Origin of the sequence: Bacillus sp. FSL K6-2839, assembly GCF_038003365.1 — a bacterium.
Classification (GTDB): Bacteria; Bacillota; Bacilli; order Bacillales; family Bacillaceae; genus Bacillus.
Genome location: NZ_JBBOOZ010000001.1, coordinates 650,510 through 672,291, shown reverse-complemented (window position 1 = coordinate 672,291; position 21,782 = coordinate 650,510). Strand labels below are relative to the sequence as shown.

The window sequence follows — 21,782 nt, the reverse complement described above, 5'->3', positions numbered from 1 at the left end:
CTTTTCATATCATAAACCATCATGAACAAAAAGGAGGCTGGCAATATCATGTATTACGATTACTATGACTACTCGCCATATGACATGCGCCAAAACACAAGGATCATTTCAGACCTTGAGAAGGCGATCAATGGTGAATATTCTGCGATCCAATGCTACGAAAAACTTGCCCAAAAAGCAAAAAACCCTGAGGCGAAAAAGGTCATTCAAGAAATACGTCAGGATGAAGTCAGACACTATCAACTATTTTCAAAGCTATATTATTCTTTAACAGGTAGAAACCACAAACCAAGCGTAACAGAACCTTGTCCAGAACAATTCAGAGAAGGACTTATGTTTGCCTTTAAAGATGAACAAAAAACGGTCGATTTTTACTTAAGCGTGTCAGACTATGTCCGTGACCAAGGAACAAAAGAGCTAATGAAACGTATCGCTCAAGATGAACAGCAGCATGCTGTATGGTTTTTATACCTTTTAACGCACCATGTGTCTTAGATAGTCCTATTTTAATAGGAGATCGTATGTTCCGTCAAAAAATGAAATCGATTTTTCGTTCCTTCAATATGTCAAAGTTAGCGCTAAATGTAGCAAAGTCTCACATCCCTACCTCATTTTCAAACGAGAAAATGAGAATTTGACCATTAAAAAAACTCCTCTGCCACAAATAGCAGAAGGAGTTTTTTCATGATCTTTTAATGAAATTTTGCTTCATTGCTTTGCTGCTGATGCTTGAGAACCCCATCAATTGACAGCAGCTTACTGCCGCTAAGTGTTAAATAAAGCGCCATGACGAGCAGCGAAAGTTCAAATTCATAACCGCCAACAAATCCTTTAGAAAAACCAACAGTAATAATCGCTACAGCCATAATTGGTACAAATAATGCTGCGAAAATACGTGTTCCTAGACCTAAAATCAAAGCGATACCCCCGACTAGCTCAATTGTCTTGACAATATAGGCCATAAATTCGGGTAAACCGATTTGCCCAAAGAATGCTGCTGTTCCTCCCAGTCCTCCTTGATATGCCTGAAGTCCGTGTAAAAAGAAAATAATACCTAAAATAACGCGTACAAAAAGTGTTCCTATTTCTTGATTCGTTTTCATATAGTGAATTCCTCCTGTTTTTACACTACATAATGTAATGTTAATAAGTAAAAAAAATTAGTAATTTAAGTTGAGCATAATCATTAAGACCACCATCAGAATGGCTGATGTGACAATTGGAATAATTGGTACATTAAAAGGAATATTGTAAGTTGGATTTAAGATTTTTTGTATTCTTAAATTCAATGCCCGATCTCCAAAGGACACCGCAAACTTTGTTTGTTTTTGAAACTGGGTTTTCTTTTTAATCAGTTTCAAAAGGGCCTGCCCTACTCCAATCTCAGTACCTGTCTGCTGAATGGCATAGTCATCTGCAATCACTTCGCGAAAAACAGAGTAGCTTTGTCTCATATGCTTTAACACTGGAATGTACCAAATGACTTTTGTGAGCATTGAGAACATGAAAGCTTTTAAGGGATCATAGCTGTATTTGTGATGCAATTCATGATGAACAACAGCGTCAATCTCCTCTTCATCCAGCATGTCCATGAGAGCTGTTGATAAATAAACCTTTGGGTGAAGCATCCCCATTGCAAAGGCAAGCGGTTCATGACAGTGAAACACAAAGATATCGTTTTGATATTTCTCTGACAGAGATTCGGTTGACTGTTGTTCGACTGCCAACATCATATGTCGTTTGAATTGAATGTACTTGCTGATTTGCTTTGCCATATAGAAAATTGCAAATCCCAATGTGTAGAGGACTAAGGCATCCAGAAAGTATTTTAAAGGAGTGAATCCATAGAATTCGAGCACGGACTGGCATACATGGATCAGGTTATATGCTTGGTTCCAGCCAAAAAAGCTTGAAAGCACGTAATACCCCATCTGATAAAAAATGGCTAAACCAATCAATATACCGCCTAAAAACAGCAGACTCGACTTCATTTTATTCATTTTGCTGCTCCTCTTTTTTAGATGCTAGCCTTGCTTCTAGAACTTTGAGTAATTCAGGATCAGCACTTTCAATCGCATCCACCATATGATTCACTGCCAATGGACCAAAATCGTCCATCAATCCTTGCGTAATCCATTTTGTTTGCTCATTTAGAAATTCTTCTTTTGTTAAAATGGGATTATAAATAGATGAGCGCCCTTTTGTTTTCTTCTCCACAATTCCTTTTTCGGTTAAGCGGTTCAGCACAGTCATCACCGTGTTGAAATTAATCGGCTTTTCATCTGACAGCTTCTGCTGCACCTCTTTAATCGGCATATCCTCACCTTGATAAAGGATCTCCATAATTCTTCCCTCTAAAGGACCAAAAAAACGATTCAATCCTTTTTCATTATATTTAAAAGAAGGAATTTTCATGTTATCACCCCACACTAAGCATTGTAGTGTAAATGAAAATGATAGTCAACTGATAAGATAAATAGGGGAAAATCGTTGTATATTGACTTTGCTTTTGGTAAAAATTATTTCTTTCTTTATAAGAATTTGCTAACCATTTATTGATAAGATAATCTTATGAAAATGGTAAAAAAAATCGTATTTTATTTATAGAGACTTTTGTATTATAGTGAAGATAACAACATTTCACTTACTGAACAAACATATAGGAAGAAGGTTTACATGTGATGAAACAAGGAAACAGCCTTCGAACCGATCTCATTCTGATTGCGATAAGCGGTTTAGGTGGATTTCTTTTGTCTTTAACAGGAATGTCTATTGGCTGGATGGTTGGTACATTAATCACAGCAGCTTTTATTGCCATGCGCCGCCCCACCCTGTTTCAGCGTAAAGGAACCAGCACCTTACGTATTCACAGCAGATGGCTGCTCCTTGGTCAATTCATTCTCGGAATCGAACTCGGACAGAAAATGAATATGAAGGTCCTTCACATTTTCGCTGAAAATTGGCTCCCTGTGAGTTTCATGCTCGTCTTTTCTATTCTACTGGCGATGCTCTCAGGCTTTGCCTTATGGAAGCTGAGCAAAACAGATATGCTGACAAGCTTTGTCGGAACTGCCCCCGGCGGTTTATCCGCTATGCCGGGGATTGCCCAAGAGGTGGGAGCAAATACAGCTGTTGTGAGTCTCGTGCAAACGATACGTGTATTAATGGTTGTACTCACTATCCCTTTTACAGTGTTTTATTTAAATACAAAAAACCAAGCGGATGCGGCTGTAGCTACGCAAGGAAGCGCCTTCTCTTCGGGCGTTTTCACCCTGTCAAACATCTCTTGGACCGCTGCGCTTATTTTAGGTGCCTGGCTCATGTCACGCCTGGCAGTTCGTCTTCATTTCCCTGCCCCTTGGCTGATCGGCAGCATGCTAGGCGTCGCAGCTCTTCAAGTTGGTGCGGGCGCACTCATAGGTTATGATTTGATTCCTTATTGGCCGGCACAAGCGAACATTGCGTCTCAAGTATTTCTAGGTGCAACCATCGGTTCAAAAATGAATAAACAGATGTTTGTCGGACTAAAAAACACTCTCATTGTGGCTGTCGTCAGCTCAGCTGGGCTAATTGCTGCGACTGTCCTCAGCTCTATTGCCATTGCTGAGATCACAGGCATTTCTGTCATTACAGCCATTCTTGCCTTTTCGCCTGGCGGTATTGCAGAGATGGCAACAACAGCGGTCACACTTCACGAGGATTCTACCTTTGTTGTGGCTGTACAAGTCGTCAGAATTATTCTCGTCATTGCAATGCTGCCACCGTTTTTCCGGTTCTTACATCATGTCTGGGCAAAAAGGCAGCCTGATTATAAAGCCGCAAAATAAAAAAAAGACGCTTTGCATATGCAGAGCGCCTTTTTTATTCGCTGGTATTCCTTTTGACACCGACGACTTGATCCTTTGAAATGGTGCCAAAATGCCGGCTGTCAAAGCTATGTATTCGGTTATCTCCAACCACAAAGTAATGATTATTTTTGATTTTATCGTCTCCTGTGATGGCTTTCAGCTGAAAATCCCCTGTCAGGACGTTCCCCATTTTATGTTTTTTCTGCTCTTTTAAATAAGGTTCCTTCTTTTTTTCACCATCGACAAATAACTGATCATCTTCATACTTGATCGTTTCTCCTGGGAGTCCAATGACCCGTTTGATCAAGATTTGATTTTTAGGTCCGTGAAATAACACATAATCAAACCGGCTAATTTTCGTGAGTTTTGGCGAGAACTTATTGATTAATAATTCTGTTCCATCTGTAAAAGTTGGGTCCATACTAACCCCTTCTACTTTGTACGTGACAAACATGAAATTCTTTACTTGGAACAATAAGACGATGCCTGTAATAATCATCAACCATAGCAATGGCTTCTTTTTCATTAAGAGCCTCCTTTGTCCTCACGCTTGCTCATTCGAATGTTCAACCTATTTTCTACTCTCTTTCCAACATACCATAATAACGCGATAACTAGAACCGCAAAAACACTTCTTAACGGATTCTTAACTAAAGCAGAAAGATCATAGCCAATAAAACTAATGATAAAAAGCATGACACACTTGCCAGATAAAGCAGCTAATGAGAATTGCCAAAAGCTAATTCTTGATAAACCCGCTACAACATTGACGGCAGCAGAGGGCGTGAAAGGAAAGCAAAGTAAAATAAATAACGGACCAAACCCCCGCTTCTCCACCCAAAGCATCAATTTTTTAATGGAAGGATGCCTACTGATAAAGTTGAGCATTCTCATCTGTCCAAATTTTCTGATCAGCAAAAAGACAAGAATAGACCCTGCACTTGCGCCAATCCAGGTCAATAAAAAGCCTTCCCAAAGGCCGAATGCATTTGCATTCGCTACAGCAAACGCAACGAGTGGTAAAAACGGAAGAAATGCTTCTATTAAGGGTAGCAATATGGCCACAATCGGTCCAAAGGCCTTGTAGCTTTCAAAAAATGATGTGATATTTTCATGAGTAAATAGGGAAAGAAATGATGTCAACTTCTTTGACTCCTTCAAGGTTTGTCTACTTTTCATTTTACATGGAAAACATAAAAATATACAAATGAATCCCCCCTGCCCCCTTGAGATTGTTTGACTCATTCGATATAATAAATAAGAACAAGTGTTCTATATATATAAAGAAAGCAGGCTTGGACATGACGAGACTATCAAGAATACAGCTTCAGATGATGGAACAGGCCATCTTTCTTCCAATGGTCATCTCCATCCTCAATCGTGATTTGACTCACTTAAAACAACATCAAACATTTAAACTAAATGAACCATACATTCAGCTTGTGACCTCTGCCTTAAAGGAAGCACAGAAAGCACTTTATGAACTGAAGCAGCATTTACGTAAAGAAAAAATGAAGGTACAGCAAATTGAACACGATGAAGGATTTACAACTTATCTATTTATCATAGATGGCTATGAAGAAAAGCATAAATACTTTAATCCACGTATACGCCACCGGGTAGAGGAACTGCTGACTCAGTATTTTCTTCATCAAGCGAACTGAATTTGCTTCATTGTCGCGCTTACCCATTCAAAGCAAAAAGCCTGCCACAGCGGCAGGCTCCTACTTATTTATGATAATTCAAGCTGTTCTCTCAGCTCTGTTCTCACTTCTTCTAATCCAGCACCATCTAACTCAAAGTAATACACATTCCCAGGCTGATAATCATGGCCCTTCAGCTGAATGGTATCCACTGATTTCAATGAGCTCAATAACGGGAAAAGACCGATAAACTGCTTCATGGACAGATTGGTTGAAACATTATCACCAAGTGTATCAATGATGTTGTCATATGACGGGATCGAAGAAATAGATTTAGATTTTTCAAAGATGGCTTGAAGTGCTTCCATTTGGCGCTTTCCGCGCATGAGGTCACTGTCTGCCTTTCTCGTTCTCACAAAGGCTAATGCTTCTTCACCATTTAATGTATGGGCGCCTGTCTGCACATGAACTTTTCCCTTTGAATCCTTTTCCATTTGTTTTGCGATACCTTCATCTTCAATCGTGACGTCAATTCCATTTAACTCATCCACAATGTCTTGAAATGCCTTAAAGTTCCCTGAAATCACATAATCTACAGGAATGTTCAGCAGGTTTTCGACCGTTTTGACTGACAAATCTGCACTCCCAAACGCATGGGCGTGGGCGATTTTATCATATCCTCTTCCCGGTATATCAACATAAGAATCACGAGGAATACTGAGGAGCTTGATGGTTTTCTCTGTTCGGTTCACCGCCGCCAGTAAGACCGCATCACTTCTTGCTTCGTCTACCGTTTCACCTGGACGGCTGTCAATTCCAAGCAAGAGCACCGAGAAGCTGTCTTTTCCTGGATCAAAAGCTTTCACACGCTTTTGCGAGGTGTCTCCTCTTTCTAATGACACTTGCGCCTTATCCGACGCTTTTGAAATTTTATAGTAAGCATATCCTGTCACGGACACTGCCATCACCATGACAAAAGCCATGATAAACAGCACGGCTTTCACCCAAGGTCTCAGCCTTCTTTTTGATCTTGTTTTTTCCTTCATCCTTTCCGAACCCTCACTCTATCTTAGTCTATCAATGTAGGTTCCACTATAACATATTTTGATGAAAGTTTCCTGCATGCAACATATTTTTATGAATCCACAATAAAAAAAGCCGCTCAGTACGAGCAGCTTTTCTTCCATTATTTTTGGTCAATTCCTTGTTTTACTTCATCAATCATGGCAGTCAATGATTCAAGGCCGCCGCCAGATAAATACCACATGTCAGAGTTCAAATACACCACATGGTTGTTTTTGACCGCTTTGACTGATTTCACATAATCATTTTCAACAAGCTGTTTCGCAGAAGTTTCTTCTCCGATCGCTGCGCCTCGATCAATGACAAATAAGTAATCCGGATTCGTTTTGACCATGTACTCATATGAAATGCTTTGTCCGTGTTTGTCAGATGGCTCAAGCTTTTGATCTGCCGGCGTGATACCAAACACATCATGGATGAGTCCGTATCTTGACTTAGCACCAAAGGCTGTCATTTTACTGTCGTTGGCCATGATCATTAAACCATTCTGTTTCAACTCTTTTGCCTGTTTCTTTAATGCATCTACTTTTTGATCAATGGCTGCTAATTCTTTTTTGACTTCGTCTTCCTTATCAAAAATTTCCCCTAACGTCGTGGCATTCTTTTTAAATGATTCCATATAGTTGGCAGTGTCTACATCCATCAAAATCGTAGGAGCAATTTTAGAAAATTCATCGAATGCATCTGATTGACGGTTCTGGATAATGATCAAATCAGGATCTAACTCTGCAATTTTTTCAAAGTTCGGCTCTTTTAAACCGCCGACATTCTCATATTTGTCACCTTCATATTTGGATAAATATTTAGGCACGACTTGTTTTGGTAAAGCTGTCACATCCACACCTAGTTTGTCCAGCGTATCAAGACTTCCCATATCAAACACGACGACTTTTTTCGGGTTTTTCTTGATCTTCACGCCATCTTTATTCAGCATGTCTTTTACCGTGACGGTTTCCTCTTTTGTTCCTTCTGTTTTTCCTTGGTTCCCGCAGGCAGCGAGTACAACAATCGCTGTTAATACAGTCATCATCCAAATCCATTTTTTCATACTTGATCACCTCTTCATTTTTTTAAGAAAAATATAAGCAAATACGCTCACCGTGAATGACTTCAATCGGTATGCGCATGTCATAAATTTGTTCAAGTGCATCTGTTTGAATCACTTCTTCTACTCCGCCTTCTTTGATCACCTGTCCATCTTTTAAAGCGACGATATGATCGGAATACACAGATGCAAAGTTAATATCATGGAGAACCACAACAATTGTTTTCCCAAGATCTTTGACGAGCTGCTTAAATAGCTTCATCATCTCAACAGAATGATTCATATCCAAATTGTTTAAAGGCTCATCTAAGAAAATATAATCCGTATCCTGAGCCAGCACCATCGCAATAAAGGCTCTTTGCCTTTGTCCGCCGCTCAGTTCATCTACATATTGATGCTGGATATCGGCAAGCCTCATGTATTGAAGAGACACATCGATCATCTTCTCATCTTCTTTTGTCAGATGACCCTGTGAGTAAGGAAAACGGCCAAAGCTGACAAGCTCCCGTACGGTCAGGCGCACACTCATGTGATTGGCCTGCTTTAAAATGCTCATCTTTTTCGCTAGCTCCTGCGGAGGATACGCGCTATATGGTTTGTCCTGTAAATAAGCTGCACCTGTGTCTGGCTGAATCAGGCGGCTCATGATGGACAAAAGCGTGCTCTTACCCGCACCATTTGGACCAATGAGAGAGGTCAGCTGTCCTTTTTTCACACTGACAGTTGTTTCGTGAAGCACTGTTTTTCCGTTATATGTCTTACTGACTCCCTTCATCACGACCATGAACGACTCTCCTTTAAAAGTAAGTAAATAAAATACAATCCGCCTACTAAATCAATCAGGACACTCAGCGGCGTTTGAAAAGTAAATACCTTTTCGACAAGAAACTCCCCGCCTACAAGGGCAATCACACTGATGAAAAAAGAGCCTAGCAGCAAGTATGTATGCCGGTACGTCCGAAAGAGCTCTCGTGCGACATTTACGACGAGTAAGCCAAGGAACGTAATCGGTCCGACAAGTGCTGTTGCGATGGACACAAGAACGGCTATCACGATCAGCATCTTTTTTGTGATGCTGTCATAGTCAATTCCCAGATTCACCGCATGCTCCTTCCCAAGTGACATGACATCTAATTTGGAGCGGAATGTCCAAATGTAAAGGCACAGCGCCGCAAATAAAACAGAAGCAATGAGTAAGATATCTGTGTTCATGTGATTAAAGCTTGCAAAGGATTTATCTTGTACGACCTGGTATTCATTTGGATCAATCAGCATTTCCATAAAAGAAGAAAGGCTTTTGAACAATGTCCCAAAGACAATACCAACAAGCAGAAGCAAGAAAATGTGTTTATTTTTGCGTTTGAACATCACCGTATATAACAGCACAGAAAATAGAATCATCAGCCCAACGCAAAGGAAAAAATTCAGGTTTTTATTGACGATCATAAAATTGGTCGAGCCAAACAGATAAATAATCGCTGTTTGCAAAAACAAGTACAGTGCGTCTAAACCTAGTATGCTCGGCGTTAAGATTCGATTGTTGGTCAAGGTTTGGAAGACAACAGATGAAAAGGCAATCGCGCCTCCCGTCAATGTCATCGCCAGCACTTTCTTTAAACGACTTGGCACTGTGTACGGCCAGTACCCCATTTGAAAGGTAATGAAAATCACGATCAGCACGGCTGCAATGGCTGCAATCAGGCATAATGTACGTTTCTTATGCATAGCGTTTCCTCCTTAATAACATGTACAGGAAGATCGCACTTCCGACGATGCCTACCATGAGCCCAACTGAAATTTCATATGGATAAATGATCACCCTTCCGAGCACATCACAAATCAGAACAAAAATGGCTCCTAGTAAGGCTGTATGCGGAAGGCTCTTTTTCAAGTGATCGCCGCAGTAGATCGATACAATATTCGGAATGATTAAGCCTAGGAATGGCAACATTCCGACAGTTAATATGGTGACAGATGTAATCATCGAAACGATCACCAAACCAACCGCCATCACACGTTTATACGTTAAACCTAAGTTGATGGCAAAGCTCTCACCCATACCCGCCACTGTAAAGCGGTCAGCATATAAATACGCGATGATCAATAGTGGAACACTCACATAGAGCAGTTCATAACGCCCCTGAACAATAAGAGAAAAATCCCCTTGAAGCCATGCAGATACGTTTTGGATCAGATCATATTTATAGGCTATAAACGTAGATATTGAACTGACAATCCCGCCAAACATTAAGCCGACTAACGGTACATAGATCGTATCGTTCACCTTAATATGCCGCAGGATTTTTAAGAAAAGAAGATTCCCAGCTAAAGTAAATAGAAACGCGATTCCCATTTTCATGAGCGGGCTCGCATGTGTAAAAACAAGCATTGCTGCTAAAATACCAAGCTTCGCCCAATCCATCGTTCCTGCAGTGGTTGGTGAAACAAATTTATTCCTCGTCATGCTTTGCATAATAAAGCCGCATAAACTAAGGCTCATGCCAGCAAGCACAATACTCATGAGACGCGGGATGCGACTTGAAACTAACGTATGTAATTGTTCATCTGTTAAATGAAACATCTGTAAAATGGACAGATCCTGTACACCGACAAACAGTGATACACATGCCAAACATACAAATAATAAACTTAATTGATACAACTTCATACTGGTTTCTCTCTTTCTATCAAGCTCTTTCCGCTAAAAATGATTATCATTATCAATTGAGCGACAGTTCATATATTATCATATCTAGTAAAATATTCAATAGCAGATTGAGAAAGACGGAAACTCATAAAAAAACAGCCTGCAGCGGCTGCTTTTTTCACCATTATTGAATGCTCACTTGAAATTGTCCTTTCAATTCCTCTTCTGCTTCTTGAAATAACTGCCTTACGCTTTCTGCATACTCGCCAAGAGCGTCTTTGCTCGTTTCAAAATTTACCCATGTCAGCTCTATTGGAAGATTTACTTCTCCTGTCAAACAGTCCCATAGGGCATCAAGATTTTTCCCGTAATAGTCAGGAAGGTGTAAAACTGTTTTTAGTTGGTCATGAAGCTCTTCTTGCGACCTGCACGATGCGCCGTCCAGCTGCACTTTTTTCATGTCATCTTCCCCTCTCATGCCTTTATTTTAAACGAACAGAAGGAAAAAGAGAAAGCGGGACTCCTCACTTCTGTTTCTGTCTGACACTTGAGATCAAAAGGATGAGACAAGCAGCCAAAACGACCAAGAAAAAGACGGTTAACACCATCTGGGTCCCGTACAGATCAGCAAAAAGACCGATAAAAACACTCGGAATACCCAGGCCTAAATAGGCAAACAAGTAAAACCCTGCAACGGCTCTAGCTGCCTCCTTTTTCCCCCGTTCGACAATAAGCTGAAGACCACCTAAATAAGTAAATCCATAGCAGGCAGTACCCGCAAGCATCGTTCCGGCAAGCACAAGAAGGATGGACCCGCTATTTGCTCCAAATAGCAAAAGGCCGTATCCGCATGGAAGACAGATAAACCCGGCAAAGAGCGCTACTGTGCTATTCATCTTGCGAACAAAAGGCTGCATCAGGACACCTGCCATATTAATCAAAAAGAGTGCCGGCCCTACCCATAATTCATATCCATTCAATTTAAGCTGTGCTGGCAAAACCGAAATGACGAGGCCGCACACCGACCACGCGATGGCAATCGCTGCATTCGCCGGCATTGTTCCTTTTGGAAATGTTGGCAGGTTCATCATCGGTTTACCTGAATCTCCTTGTACAGGCGGAACGAAAAAGAAGACACCCACGATGGCTAGGATTAAAAGGCCCAGCACAATCCAATAGCTAAGAGGCGCAAGCGACATACGCTGAAAAGAAAGCAGTGCCGTAAAAAGAGCACCGCCCCCAAAGCCAACCGAACTGCATAACGCAATAAAAGTTGGAATCCAGCTTGATTTTTCTGGATATAAAGCAATCAAATAAGCGGTGCATGTGCCAACACTCAGACCAAGCCCCACCCCTTGCAGCAGCCGGGCTGCAAAGAGCATTTGTATGGTAGGGTGCACAATCATCAATAGGGTAGCACATAACGAAAAGCTTAGCGCGACCAATAAAACCGGTTTGCGTCCAGCCCGATCAGATATGCCGCCAAGAAAAAGCAAGACTTGAACCAGTCCGAAGACATATGCAGCAAATACAAGTGCAGTAGCCGCCTTTCCGTACCCTGCTTGTTCGGCATACAACGTATAAAGGGGCACTTGCAGATTCACTGCGGTCGTAATCATAAATAGACCAAATAAAACGAATATAAATGGAATGATGGATAGGTGTGCTGTTTCTTCTTTAGATGCAGGGATCATTTGACTCTCTCCTCTAGTCATAAGCATATGAGAACAGTGTACACACCTTTTGGCTTACTTCCTATATCCAAAAATGATGCTATTGACCACTCCATAATTCCGTGTCATCATCATGTTATATGTGACAATGAGAGAAGGTGTCCGATGTATATTTATTTAGACCGCTCAAGTACAACCCCGCTCTGGCAGCAAATCGTGACTGGGATCATTCAACAAATTCATTCACAAAAACTGAATCCTGACGATCAGTTAACACCAACACGGGTATTAGCACAGGAGCTCAATGTATCAAGATCAACTATACAGCTTGCCTATGATGAACTGCTGGCAAGAGGATATGTCAGCACATCTAGAAGAGGCGGTACAAAGGTCATTTCGAGTGACCACTATGCAGCCTCCACTCCCCATCAAAGTGAGCCGCCTTTCCCTCTTCCGGTAAGACCACACTTTCAAGAGGCGGAGAAACAAATGGACCACTGGCTGTCGGCCAATCAATTTCATGAGAAACTCGATATTGATTTTCGACATCAGGAGCCAGCCATCGATGAACATTTTCAAAATATATGGAAACGGTCGCTTACGAAAGCATTACAGCGATTAGATATGAAAGATTGGGGCTATTCCTCCCCGCACGGATTATGGGAAGTACGTTCAGAAATACGCCAATACTTATCTGTAGAACGCGGAATCGATGTAGAAGAAGATCAAATGGTGTTAACAGGTGGCACGCAGCAAGCCATTGATTTGATTTCACAGGTATTGCTTAAAAAAGGCGATACAGTAGCTGTTGAAGATCCAGGCTTTCCTGGGGCAAGGCTTTCATTTATGCATCGTGAAATGAACATTTATCCCGCACCCGTCGATGAAGAAGGAATCATGGTGAATACAGTGCCACGGCAAACAAAGCTGATTGCGGTGACGCCCTCCCATCAGCGTCCAACCGGTGTATGTATGAGTGTCAACAGAAGGCAGCAGCTGCTGAAATTTGCTGTCAGCCATCAGTCTTATATACTAGAGGATGATTTTGATGGAGACTATCGTTATCATGGCGGACCGCTTCCTTCATTATTTTCAGAAGCACCCGACCATGTGATTTACATCTTAAGCTTCTCCAAGGTGCTGACACCCGGCATCCGCCTTGCTGCCATTATCGGCTCCAAAGCGGTCATAAAAGAACTCGCTTCCCTGCAATCACTCATTCAAAGACAGCTGCCTATTATGGAACAGATCACACTCGCTTCTTTTTTCAGAGAAGGAGAATTCACGCGATATGTCAGGCGAATGAGACAGCTGTATAAAAAAAGACAGGCTGCCATGATGGATGCCCTTTTGACACAACACTTTGACAAGCACTTTCATATCTATGGAACCGATACGGGTCTTCATGTCTTTTTAGAAGGAGCGCCAGACTTTGACGAAAAAGGCAGTATTGAAGCAGCCAAAGCAGCGGGCGTTGGCATTTATCCATTAAGTCCTTACTGTTTTGAGAGCAACCGAAAGGGATTACTGCTAGGCTTCGCCTGTACGGACGAAAACATGATTCAAGAGGGTGTCCGCCGCTTAAAGCAAATACTTTATATGTAAAAAAAGCCTGGAAGTCCGCCTTCCAAGCTTTTTTACGTTGATTGCTGAATGCGGCCTACTTCTTCAATAAATGCAGCTGTCTGCTGCAATCCATCTTGCAGATGATGGGTAGCGGAAATAAACAGCTTTTCTTGACCTGGGTGCTTTAATAGCTGCTCCACCTGACCGATTCCTTTTTCAAATGAATGAAGACCTGTCTTTAATTGTTGATCCGCCTTTTGATAAGCGGCTGGAACTTCTTGATGAGCAAGCCCCTTTTGAATCACACGATCAAAGGCTTTCGTCGCTTTTTTCAATTTTTTATTTACTTGGATCTTTCCATGTCCATCTGAAATAAATTGGTCGGTCATGTTTTCATAAGCTTCATTTAACTCATCCATATAACGCTGAACCCATTGTTCATACGCAGCTTCTTTTGTGTCTTGTTTTGAAGGCGATTGACCTGCTTGCTGACAGGCTGCTAGTAATGTCACTGTCAATGTGAATAGCAGCATCAATTGCGATTGTTTTTTCATACAGAGCCTCCATTTCTTATTCCCATTCGTTCATATCGGTCAAAATGGGAGTATCCTTTACCACATACGAACACTTTGCAAGAAATGATTTCTTTTATTGTAACAGACGGCTCGTGTCACTTCTGCGATTTATGAGTAAATGGATGAAAATACGTCTAAGGATCCACATTTTCCTGTCATTTGGTTGACAGTCTACCGATACACTTAATAGACGACTGGATATATGGATTTGGTTTCAATAAGTTCATGGTGGATGTTTTCTAATGAAAAGAAATACTTCGTTCGTGTCATCATGATGATGCCAAACGAAGTCGCCTTGTATTTTCCAAGTCTTAAATTATACATCCTGTTGATTTATTGAAGTTTACCTTTACAAGCAATCTCAAGCTCTTCGACTACTTCACCATCTTGAATGAGATATGCTTTTTCATGGAGATTGACAGCGGGACAAATATGATTTGGAATGATTTGCACCTTCTCACCGATCTGGACAGTCTGACGGAAGCCTTCGTGATAGATGATGGCATGCTCATCAAATACACTTGAAACAAATACATCATCATAGTCTTTTACTTTGCCTAGTCCTTTTGTTTTCGTCAGCCCTTTTGTACGGGTTTGAGCCGTGAGCCCTTTGGCTCCAACATCTGTAATGACACGGGCCTTTGTTGGCTTACTGATCACCGTCGTCAGCACAGCTGCCGCACAATGTGAAAAAGTGCCGATCACATTGGATTGAGAGGCATCCATGAAGATGTAAGTGCCTGGTCTGATTTCGGTGACTCCCTTTGGAATATCAAATTGAAATAAGAACGGCGGTGTTGATCCAATGCTCACTACCTCTAGCAGCATGCCTGCTTCTTTCGCAATCTGTGCAAACTGAAGCGTGCGATTCACAGCGTCTTCGTATAATGTCTGACAATGCGCTTTACTTTCCGCCTTATATGTATGTCCATCATGAGAAAAAATCCCCCTTAAATGAACGAAGTCACATGTTTGAATCGCCTGCAAGATTTGACGGAAATCACTCTCTTCAATGACACCAGATCTTTCTTCTCCAACTTCTATCTCAATTAGAACCTCCGCTTTTTTTTCTGCTCCACGAAAGACATGTTCAATTTGATACACATGCTCTACACAATCTATTCCAAATGAAATTTGTATCGACTCTGCCAGCTTTCGAATTCGCTTGAGCTTTGTCTCGCCTACAATTTGATTGGCGATAAAGATATCTGTCAGCCCATGCGCCGCCATTACTTCCGCTTCTCCTACTTTCGCTACAGTTAAGCCAGATGCGCCCATCTCCTCCTGCACCTTCGCAAGACTAGGTGTTTTATGTGTTTTCGTATGAGGACGCAGTTTGACTTGCTGACGATCCGCATATTGCTGCATAGCAGCTAAATTCTCCATCATTACCCGTTTATCAATTAATAGCGCCGGTGTATCTAGTTCATCATAAGTCATTATCATATCCCCTTTCACTGCTGCTCGTTATATAAAATTTTATACGTTATAGTTAAATAATATAATTTTTTATATAATTATCAATGTTTTTTTCTTCGAGAAAGAAAGACGATATGCTAAACCCTCGCTTCATAAGGAGTCCAGCGGCTGTCCTGCCGCTGGTTTTAGTTAATATTTGTTCCGAAGCTCCCTTAATATAAAATCGTATACAAGGTTGAGCTGTTGTTCCTTTGGATACAGCATAAATTCTTGTTTTTTAGGAAGACCTCCATCAAGGCGATCTTGAAATTTCGTTCGGAGATACGCTGTTCTGTGCACCTGACTCTCAAATGATTTATATGAGACATCGAGTTTGACGGTTTGCTCATTTGTAAAGATGACCACCGTGTCTCCGAGGGATGATTCCTGGAAGGTATGAATGTATTTGTGGGAGATCCAGCCGCACTGAGGACGGTTGGATGAATAGGTTGGGAAGAAATACAAATGATTGGATGAGTCAATCACAATTGGAGGCTTGTGAGATATTCCTGTTACTTCATATGTTCCCGCTTTTCTGCCCGCATAGCTTGAGCCGAAGAATCTGCAGCTCCGTTCAATAATTTGCAGGGGCTTTAATTCAACGTAAAAGCTTGTCTCTCTTTCTATGACTTTTGAATATACTCTTTTTCCTTCTTCAACCGGAAGGACCGCCATTGTTGTTTGATTAATGACGTATGAATCTAAAGGTGTTTCACTAATTCCTGACACTTCGTTTCCTCCTGTGTTAATTTTTGGTTATTTTAGATACTATTAATCTATCACCAACATATAAGAAACGACAGGATTTTTTCAAAATTTATTAAAAATCATCTTTTTATCGTATTTTTTAGTCCATTCGATCTATCGAAAAGCCTTTTTTAATGATATATCACATCCTGTCGATCGGACAAGAGATGTCGATTTCGCTCAAAAATAAATTGTCTAAAAATTATAAATTCTTGTTGATTTTTTCTCCGCCAATCCATATACTATAAAAAAGGCATCGGGGGGATTCTTTATGAAAGAGAAAAAAACGTATGCTGAGCTCATGAAGTCCCGCAACACCCAAAAAACCGAAGAAAATGGCGTCACTATTTTAGACATCTATATTCAAATGGTTTTAGATGAGGCGCTTTATAAACAGCGCTTAACCTTCCTTAGAGAAGAGATTGATAAGGCACTGGATCAGCGTGATGAAAAGCGATTCAACGACCTGTCAGCTCAATATGCAGAACACTGCTTACATCAATCATGATGATTTTACTTGCGGCAAAGAGACAGCAACTCGTCTCTTTACCGCAAGTTTTTTGTTTATCCATTTAAAATGGTTCCGCCATTTACATGCAGGATTTGTCCATTCATATAAGAGGAGTCTTCGCTCGCTAAAAATAAATAGCTCGGCGCAAGCTCTACTGGCTCACCAGGACGTTCCATTGGAACATCTCCGCCAAATTCTGAGACTTCCTTTTCCGTAAAGGTCGATGGAATGAGCGGTGTCCAAATAGGCCCTGGGGCTACCCCATTCACTCTAATCCCCTGTTTAATGAGCGATAAAGATAATGATCTCGTAAATGTCACGACTGCCCCTTTTGTAGATGAATAGTCGATCAAGGTTTCATGCCCTTTATAGGCTGTAACAGATGTGGTATTAATGATACTGCTTCCTTTCTTTAAATGAGGAAGAACCGCTTTTGTTAAATAAAACATGGCAAAAATATTCGTTTGAAATGTTCGAAGAAGCTGATGCGAGGTAATCTGTTCAATGCTTTTTTGCGGATGCTGTTCCCCGGCGTTGTTCACCAAAATATCGATGGAACCGAAAGCATCTTTCGTTTTTTTGACCACCTCGTTTGAAAACGCCTCATCTCCTAAATCACCTGCAATTAAAATGGCGCGGCCTCCCGCCTTTTCAATATAGTCCTTCGTTTCCTCTGCATCGCGGTGTTCACTCAAGTAAACAATGGCGACATTGGCTCCTTCCTTCGCAAACAAGACCGAAACTGCTCTTCCGATCCCGCTGTCTCCACCTGTCACAATGGCTGTTTTCCCTGCTAACTTTTTATCCGGCACCTCTCGATCAAAAACAGGTCTAGGGTTCATTTTATATTCCAGACCTGGACGTTCATTTTGATGCTGAGGCGGCAATGTTTTCTTCGGCTGCTTTGTTGACACGTCTGTCCACTCCTTCCTTTTATCTTGTTTATTTTTATGTGTTGGCTATTTTTTTATGTATGTCAAACTAGTTTCCTTACGAATGTATGATTTTCATCATTGTGGAAAAATTATACACAACAAGTCACTAACTGGAGGCGACAACATGAAACAAGAACATAAAGGATCGGAACAGGCAAAATCGTTATGGATAGCAGAAAGTCAGAAGCATTCTTTTCCTGCTGTACATGAGGATCTCACAGCAGATGTCATCATTGTTGGCGGCGGTATTACCGGTATCGCTACTGCGTTTGAAATGATAGAGCGCGGGCTGGATGTCATCCTCATTGATGCCGATCAACTGCTGCAAGGTACGACCGGACATACGACAGCTAAGATTACCTCACAGCACGATGTGTACTACCATGAGCTGATTCAGCAAATTGGCATGCCCAAAGCTCGATTGTATGTAGAAGCAAACGAGAAAGCAAAAGAGCTGATTCAAACTCGTGTCAAAGAGTACGACATCGATTGTCAGCTAGAAGTCAAAGATGCGTACCTTTATACAAAGGAAGAAAGCGGTGTAAAAAAGTTAAAGAAGGAATTAGATGCCTACAAACAGCTTGGAATTGACCGAGAATGGAAAACAGCGCTTCCTTTTGATGCTGGCATCAAAGCTGCCCTAGCAATGACGCAGCAGGCACAGTTTCATCCCCTTCATTATCTAAATGCACTAATCGACCAGCTCCTAGAGCGAGGTGTACGTATTTTTGAACAGACTACCGCTGTTGACGTGAAAGAAGGAAACCGCCCTGCTGTCGTCACAAAAGACGGCCATCACCTGACAGGACGCTATATCATTTCCTGTTCGCACTTTCCTTTTTATGATGGGAAAGGTCTTTATTTCACGCGAATTCACCCAGAGCAATCTTATGTGGTAGCAGCCAAAACAACGAAGCCGCTCCCAGACGGGATGTATTTAGGAATCGACCAGCCTGCTCATTCTTTAAGAACCGCAGAATGGCATGGTGAGGAAGTGGTTCTCATCGGAGGAGAAGGCCATAAAACTGGACAAGGCGGGGATGAATCTGCTCACTATGAAGGATTAGAAAGGTTTGGAGACGCCACCCTTGGAATTGAAGAGGTGCTGTATCGCTGGTCGACACACGATATGGTCACAATGGATCAAATCCCTTACATTGGCCGCCTGACCAAACACCACCAAAATATCTTCGTTGCGACCGGTTTTAGAAAATGGGGCATGACGACAAGCCATGTCGCAGCCACTCTTATCGGTGATTTAATTGAGGGAAAATCGAATCCATACGAATCGATTTTTACGCCATCAAGACCTGTTTCTGACTCTTTCGTCAAAGATTTTATTAAAGAAAACAGCAATGTCGCTGCCAAGCTGATCAGTGGTAAATTAAAACGAACCGATCAAACAATTGATGATTTAAAGCCAGGCGAAGGCGGCATTGTATCTTACGAACATAAAAAATGCGGCGCCTTTAAATCAGAGGACGGGAATATCTTTCTTGTGGATACAACGTGTACTCACCTAGGCTGTGAAGTCGCTTGGAATAATAGCGACCGCACTTGGGATTGCCCGTGTCACGGTTCACGTTTTTCCATTACTGGAGAGGTAGTAGAAGGCCCAGCAAAGAAACCACTAAAAAGGTCTTATAAAGAACAGTAAAATTTTACTGTTTCCCTTTAAAAAATCCAATATTATCCGATAAATAATATAAAGTCTGATAATTTGTGATAATTATGGGGGGACCAAAACATTGTTATTTAAAAAAGAGACGAAAAGAAAAAACACTGCTTTTTTCACACAGCAGGATGATGGGATAAAACGAATCAACTTTTTAAACAATACGGATATCGCGAAACAAATCAAAATGATAGACCTGACGCAGCATGACCTCTTTATTCTAAAACAGCTCAATCCAATTGTTCAGGAGGATATTGCACATATCGTTGATAAATTTTATAAAAATTTAGAAGTCGAATCTTCCTTGATGCATATCATTCAAGATAATAGTTCTGTTGAACGTTTGAAAAAAACACTCCGCATTCATATTAGTGAAATGTTTGCAGGTGTGGTTGATGAAGCCTATGTGGCAAAACGAATTAAAATTGCGCAAGTTCATTTACGGATTGGCCTCCAGCCTAAATGGTATATGGCAGCATTCCAGGATCTTCTGCTATCGATTATGGATTTATTTGCTCAGCATATCCAAGATTTCAAAGAATATCAGACAGCAGTCAAAGCGACGACGAAAATCTTAAATTTAGAGCAGCAGCTTGTCCTGGATACATTCCAAAATGAATATTCTAAAATTCGTGATGAAGCAGAACAGCAGCAGCAGGAGCTTCATACAAAAATCACAGAAACATCAAATTCGCTTGCTTCTCTCTTCTCAAACACAACAAATGCAGTGGACAAGCTTGTATCAAAATCTGATGAGATGGCGGACATGTCGCAAGCTGGAACGCAAATTTCAGCACAGGTCGAGGAAAAATCGATCGGCGGTAAAAAAGAATTAGAAATTCAACAAACACAAATGAACCAAATTGATGGCAGCATGACAAAGATTGAAACAGAAATTAAGCGTTTAGAAGAAATCGCCAAACAGATTGAACAAATCTTTGGGATTGTCACAGGCATTGCAGAGCAGACGAATTTGTTATCTTTAAATGCCTCAATCGAATCTGCACGAGCTGGTGAACATGGTAAAGGCTTTGCTGTCGTCGCAAACGAGGTTCGTAAATTGTCAGAGGACACAAAGAAAACGGTTTCAACCGTGTCTGAACTCGTCAACAATACCAATTCACAAATCTCCATTGTGTCTCAGCACATTGGGGACGTGAATTTACTCGTGACAGACAGTAAAGAAAAAATGACTCAAATCAATTCGCTCTTCGATGATATCGTCAGCAGCATGAACTTAAGTAAAAACCAAAATGGAAAAATTGAAATCGACCTTCAAACATTCCTTAACGAATTGAAGGAAGTCAAACAAACGGTGTCCCAAGTTGCCAGCTCAGTCGAATCCTTAACAAGTCTCACAAATCGCTGATCCAGTCTTTTTTCTTCTGCTTTAGTATAATAGAAGAAAAGATAGAAAAGGCGGGATTTGCTTGACAACAATTTGCCTAGTCAGACACGGGGAAACAGATTGGAATGCAGCGAAACGAATTCAAGGGCGAACAGATATCCCTTTAAACGACACTGGTAAATGGCAGGCTGAACAAACGGGACTTTACTTAAAGAATGCCCATTGGGATGTTGTCATTTCCAGTCCACTCACAAGGGCAAAAGAAACGGCTCACTTGATTTTAAAACATGTAGATGCGCCTCTTGTCATCATGGATGATTTCATTGAACGTGATTATGGTGACGCTGAAGGCATGTCGTTTGAGGAGCGCCAAAAGCTGTTTCCAGATAAACAGTATCCAAACATGGAGCCGCTTGAGGCGATTCAAGATCGAATGGTAGAAGGCATTGAGAAAGTCAGAGCAGCCTATCCAAATCAACAAGTCCTGATCGTGGCACACGGCGCTGCTATCCATGCTTTACTTACCACCTTAGCGGATGAACATCTGGGTCTAGAGAACACGAGACTTGTCAATGCTTGCTTAAATTATATGGAATGGAAAGATGGTGAATGGAAGGTCCTTGATTACAACGTGGTCAGCCATTTAACTCAATACTCCCCTTCTTAAAGAACCTGTTATTGTAACAGGTTCTTTTTAAATGACAAAAACAAAAAAAATAATATTTTTTTATATCGAAATTCGAAATAGATGCTAGACGCTTCTACCTATTTTAAGGCTTTTCGGGTATCGAATATTTGTCCGAAAATGGATCATAAGAAAAAAAGCACACTTCCTTTCTAATAGATAACCGCTGAAACAGTAGAACAAACATATTTTCCCAACGTTTCCAAGTGACTTAATTCCCCAATTTTCGCTAGGACTTTCACAAAAATTCGGGTCTACTCTTATTTGCCTACTTCCCTTAAACTGAATATACAGAATAATCAAACGAATCATTCTTATAGACTACGAATGATTATTCTGAAAT

24 protein-coding genes and 1 pseudogene are annotated in these 21,782 nt (G+C 41.1%); 9 read left to right on the top strand and 16 right to left on the bottom strand.

All coding sequences use genetic code 11. The features are described from left to right. Positions 1-48 precede the first annotated feature (48 nt). Entirely contained in the window at positions 49-495 is a 447-nt protein-coding gene (locus MHH26_RS03120) for a ferritin-like domain-containing protein (protein ID WP_034663474.1), read from the top strand. 197 nt (positions 496-692) lie between these two features. Here the strand turns inward: MHH26_RS03120 and MHH26_RS03115 are convergent, their stop codons facing one another. From MHH26_RS03115 to MHH26_RS03105, 3 genes are read right to left on the bottom strand one after another with little or no spacing between them, the layout of a single operon-like run. Next, positions 693-1,103 carry a DoxX family protein gene (locus MHH26_RS03115; RefSeq protein ID WP_034663477.1) on the bottom strand — a complete coding sequence of 137 codons (411 nt, stop codon included), beginning with the start codon at positions 1,101-1,103 and terminating at the stop codon, positions 693-695. Between the two features lie 57 nt (positions 1,104-1,160). Next, positions 1,161-2,000, bottom strand: a complete 840-nt coding sequence (locus MHH26_RS03110; protein WP_340972290.1) for a M56 family metallopeptidase — start codon at positions 1,998-2,000, stop codon at positions 1,161-1,163. After that, positions 1,993-2,415 (bottom strand): BlaI/MecI/CopY family transcriptional regulator, encoded by a 423-nt coding sequence (locus tag MHH26_RS03105; protein ID WP_024425495.1) that lies wholly within the window; start codon positions 2,413-2,415, stop codon positions 1,993-1,995. Before MHH26_RS03105 ends, MHH26_RS03110 begins: the two co-directional genes overlap by 8 nt. A 266-nt stretch (positions 2,416-2,681) precedes the next feature. Between MHH26_RS03105 and MHH26_RS03100 the strand changes: the two genes are divergently transcribed. Beyond that, on the top strand, positions 2,682-3,827 hold the full coding sequence (locus tag MHH26_RS03100) for an AbrB family transcriptional regulator (RefSeq protein ID WP_334750255.1): 1,146 nt from the start codon (positions 2,682-2,684) through the stop codon (positions 3,825-3,827). A gap of 34 nt (positions 3,828-3,861) precedes the next feature. Here MHH26_RS03100 and lepB read toward each other — a convergent pair whose 3' ends face one another. Then, positions 3,862-4,374, bottom strand: a complete 513-nt coding sequence (lepB, locus tag MHH26_RS03095) for a signal peptidase I (RefSeq protein ID WP_034663490.1) — start codon at positions 4,372-4,374, stop codon at positions 3,862-3,864. Further along, positions 4,374-4,991: a TVP38/TMEM64 family protein gene (locus tag MHH26_RS03090; RefSeq protein ID WP_034663493.1), complete on the bottom strand. Its 618-nt coding sequence runs from the start codon at positions 4,989-4,991 to the stop codon at positions 4,374-4,376. Before MHH26_RS03090 ends, lepB begins: the two co-directional genes overlap by 1 nt. Positions 4,992-5,149: 158 nt before the next feature. On the opposite strand from MHH26_RS03090, the gene MHH26_RS03085 reads away from it, so the two are divergent. Further along, positions 5,150-5,512 carry a hypothetical protein gene (locus tag MHH26_RS03085; protein ID WP_060595947.1) on the top strand — a complete coding sequence of 121 codons (363 nt, stop codon included), beginning with the start codon at positions 5,150-5,152 and terminating at the stop codon, positions 5,510-5,512. Between the two features lie 68 nt (positions 5,513-5,580). Here the strand turns inward: MHH26_RS03085 and MHH26_RS03080 are convergent, their stop codons facing one another. The 7 genes from MHH26_RS03080 to MHH26_RS03050 form a co-directional block, all read right to left on the bottom strand. After that, a complete protein-coding gene (locus tag MHH26_RS03080; protein ID WP_106031443.1) occupies positions 5,581-6,537 on the bottom strand; it encodes an LCP family protein in 957 nt (318 codons plus the stop codon). 140 nt (positions 6,538-6,677) lie between these two features. Then, complete coding sequence (locus tag MHH26_RS03075; RefSeq protein WP_095284990.1) at positions 6,678-7,622, bottom strand: siderophore ABC transporter substrate-binding protein; 945 nt, start codon at positions 7,620-7,622, stop codon at positions 6,678-6,680. 22 nt (positions 7,623-7,644) lie between these two features. Continuing rightward, positions 7,645-8,403: an iron ABC transporter ATP-binding protein gene (locus tag MHH26_RS03070; protein ID WP_095284989.1), complete on the bottom strand. Its 759-nt coding sequence runs from the start codon at positions 8,401-8,403 to the stop codon at positions 7,645-7,647. Then, positions 8,394-9,344, bottom strand: a complete 951-nt coding sequence (locus tag MHH26_RS03065; protein WP_044140714.1) for an iron chelate uptake ABC transporter family permease subunit — start codon at positions 9,342-9,344, stop codon at positions 8,394-8,396. Before MHH26_RS03065 ends, MHH26_RS03070 begins: the two co-directional genes overlap by 10 nt. After that, the gene (locus MHH26_RS03060; RefSeq protein ID WP_340972285.1) at positions 9,337-10,287 is read right to left on the bottom strand and encodes an ABC transporter permease; all 951 of its coding nucleotides are present in this window, start codon (positions 10,285-10,287) and stop codon (positions 9,337-9,339) included. The genes MHH26_RS03065 and MHH26_RS03060 overlap by 8 nt, the downstream gene beginning before the upstream one ends. Before the next feature lie 163 nt (positions 10,288-10,450). Further along, a complete protein-coding gene (locus tag MHH26_RS03055; RefSeq protein ID WP_060595943.1) occupies positions 10,451-10,726 on the bottom strand; it encodes a barstar family protein in 276 nt (91 codons plus the stop codon). A 64-nt stretch (positions 10,727-10,790) separates the two neighbouring features. After that, positions 10,791-11,960: an MFS transporter gene (locus MHH26_RS03050; protein ID WP_340972282.1), complete on the bottom strand. Its 1,170-nt coding sequence runs from the start codon at positions 11,958-11,960 to the stop codon at positions 10,791-10,793. A 144-nt stretch (positions 11,961-12,104) separates the two neighbouring features. On the opposite strand from MHH26_RS03050, the gene pdxR reads away from it, so the two are divergent. Further along, positions 12,105-13,544: a MocR-like pyridoxine biosynthesis transcription factor PdxR gene (gene pdxR, locus MHH26_RS03045; protein ID WP_340972280.1), complete on the top strand. Its 1,440-nt coding sequence runs from the start codon at positions 12,105-12,107 to the stop codon at positions 13,542-13,544. A 32-nt stretch (positions 13,545-13,576) separates the two neighbouring features. Here the strand turns inward: pdxR and MHH26_RS03040 are convergent, their stop codons facing one another. The 3 genes from MHH26_RS03040 to MHH26_RS03030 form a co-directional block, all read right to left on the bottom strand. Beyond that, positions 13,577-14,059 carry a hypothetical protein gene (locus MHH26_RS03040; protein ID WP_060595940.1) on the bottom strand — a complete coding sequence of 161 codons (483 nt, stop codon included), beginning with the start codon at positions 14,057-14,059 and terminating at the stop codon, positions 13,577-13,579. A gap of 354 nt (positions 14,060-14,413) precedes the next feature. Further along, positions 14,414-15,520 carry a D-TA family PLP-dependent enzyme gene (locus MHH26_RS03035; RefSeq protein WP_334748533.1) on the bottom strand — a complete coding sequence of 369 codons (1,107 nt, stop codon included), beginning with the start codon at positions 15,518-15,520 and terminating at the stop codon, positions 14,414-14,416. Positions 15,521-15,688: 168 nt separating this feature from the next. Continuing rightward, entirely contained in the window at positions 15,689-16,267 is a 579-nt protein-coding gene (locus MHH26_RS03030) for a competence protein ComK (protein WP_340972273.1), read from the bottom strand. Between the two features lie 289 nt (positions 16,268-16,556). On the opposite strand from MHH26_RS03030, the gene MHH26_RS03025 reads away from it, so the two are divergent. Continuing rightward, positions 16,557-16,793 (top strand): IDEAL domain-containing protein, encoded by a 237-nt coding sequence (locus tag MHH26_RS03025; RefSeq protein ID WP_008348804.1) that lies wholly within the window; start codon positions 16,557-16,559, stop codon positions 16,791-16,793. A 56-nt stretch (positions 16,794-16,849) separates the two neighbouring features. Here MHH26_RS03025 and MHH26_RS03020 read toward each other — a convergent pair whose 3' ends face one another. Then, complete coding sequence (locus MHH26_RS03020) at positions 16,850-17,710, bottom strand: SDR family oxidoreductase (RefSeq protein ID WP_060595936.1); 861 nt, start codon at positions 17,708-17,710, stop codon at positions 16,850-16,852. A gap of 145 nt (positions 17,711-17,855) precedes the next feature. On the opposite strand from MHH26_RS03020, the gene MHH26_RS03015 reads away from it, so the two are divergent. The 4 genes and pseudogenes from MHH26_RS03015 to MHH26_RS03005 all read left to right on the top strand — a co-directional run bounded on the left by MHH26_RS03015 (position 17,856) and on the right by MHH26_RS03005 (position 21,421). Next, a complete protein-coding gene (locus MHH26_RS03015; RefSeq protein WP_340972271.1) occupies positions 17,856-19,388 on the top strand; it encodes an FAD-dependent oxidoreductase in 1,533 nt (510 codons plus the stop codon). A 91-nt stretch (positions 19,389-19,479) separates the two neighbouring features. Continuing rightward, positions 19,480-20,019: pseudogene (locus MHH26_RS19215) on the top strand (protoglobin family protein); the annotation flags it as partial. Between the two features lie 144 nt (positions 20,020-20,163). Then, positions 20,164-20,775: a methyl-accepting chemotaxis protein gene (locus MHH26_RS19210; protein WP_404841025.1), complete on the top strand. Its 612-nt coding sequence runs from the start codon at positions 20,164-20,166 to the stop codon at positions 20,773-20,775. A 61-nt stretch (positions 20,776-20,836) separates the two neighbouring features. Beyond that, positions 20,837-21,421 carry a histidine phosphatase family protein gene (locus tag MHH26_RS03005; RefSeq protein WP_307499411.1) on the top strand — a complete coding sequence of 195 codons (585 nt, stop codon included), beginning with the start codon at positions 20,837-20,839 and terminating at the stop codon, positions 21,419-21,421. Positions 21,422-21,782: the final 361 nt, after the last annotated feature.

Coding starts and splice junctions, on each gene's coding strand:
- MHH26_RS03120 (WP_034663474.1), top strand. CDS start 49: ATGTATTACGATTACTATGACTACTCGCCATATGACATGCGCCAAAAC.
- MHH26_RS03115 (WP_034663477.1), bottom strand. CDS start 1,103: ATGAAAACGAATCAAGAAATAGGAACACTTTTTGTACGCGTTATTTTA.
- MHH26_RS03110 (WP_340972290.1), bottom strand. CDS start 2,000: ATGAATAAAATGAAGTCGAGTCTGCTGTTTTTAGGCGGTATATTGATT.
- MHH26_RS03105 (WP_024425495.1), bottom strand. CDS start 2,415: ATGAAAATTCCTTCTTTTAAATATAATGAAAAAGGATTGAATCGTTTT.
- MHH26_RS03100 (WP_334750255.1), top strand. CDS start 2,682: ATGAAACAAGGAAACAGCCTTCGAACCGATCTCATTCTGATTGCGATA.
- lepB (WP_034663490.1), bottom strand. CDS start 4,374: ATGAAAAAGAAGCCATTGCTATGGTTGATGATTATTACAGGCATCGTC.
- MHH26_RS03085 (WP_060595947.1), top strand. CDS start 5,150: ATGACGAGACTATCAAGAATACAGCTTCAGATGATGGAACAGGCCATC.
- MHH26_RS03080 (WP_106031443.1), bottom strand. CDS start 6,537: ATGAAGGAAAAAACAAGATCAAAAAGAAGGCTGAGACCTTGGGTGAAA.
- MHH26_RS03075 (WP_095284990.1), bottom strand. CDS start 7,622: ATGAAAAAATGGATTTGGATGATGACTGTATTAACAGCGATTGTTGTA.
- MHH26_RS03070 (WP_095284989.1), bottom strand. CDS start 8,403: ATGGTCGTGATGAAGGGAGTCAGTAAGACATATAACGGAAAAACAGTG.
- MHH26_RS03065 (WP_044140714.1), bottom strand. CDS start 9,344: ATGCATAAGAAACGTACATTATGCCTGATTGCAGCCATTGCAGCCGTG.
- MHH26_RS03060 (WP_340972285.1), bottom strand. CDS start 10,287: ATGAAGTTGTATCAATTAAGTTTATTATTTGTATGTTTGGCATGTGTA.
- MHH26_RS03055 (WP_060595943.1), bottom strand. CDS start 10,726: ATGAAAAAAGTGCAGCTGGACGGCGCATCGTGCAGGTCGCAAGAAGAG.
- MHH26_RS03050 (WP_340972282.1), bottom strand. CDS start 11,960: ATGATCCCTGCATCTAAAGAAGAAACAGCACACCTATCCATCATTCCA.
- pdxR (WP_340972280.1), top strand. CDS start 12,105: ATGTATATTTATTTAGACCGCTCAAGTACAACCCCGCTCTGGCAGCAA.
- MHH26_RS03040 (WP_060595940.1), bottom strand. CDS start 14,059: ATGAAAAAACAATCGCAATTGATGCTGCTATTCACATTGACAGTGACA.
- MHH26_RS03035 (WP_334748533.1), bottom strand. CDS start 15,520: ATGACTTATGATGAACTAGATACACCGGCGCTATTAATTGATAAACGG.
- MHH26_RS03025 (WP_008348804.1), top strand. CDS start 16,557: ATGAAAGAGAAAAAAACGTATGCTGAGCTCATGAAGTCCCGCAACACC.
- MHH26_RS03015 (WP_340972271.1), top strand. CDS start 17,856: ATGAAACAAGAACATAAAGGATCGGAACAGGCAAAATCGTTATGGATA.
- MHH26_RS19210 (WP_404841025.1), top strand. CDS start 20,164: ATGGCGGACATGTCGCAAGCTGGAACGCAAATTTCAGCACAGGTCGAG.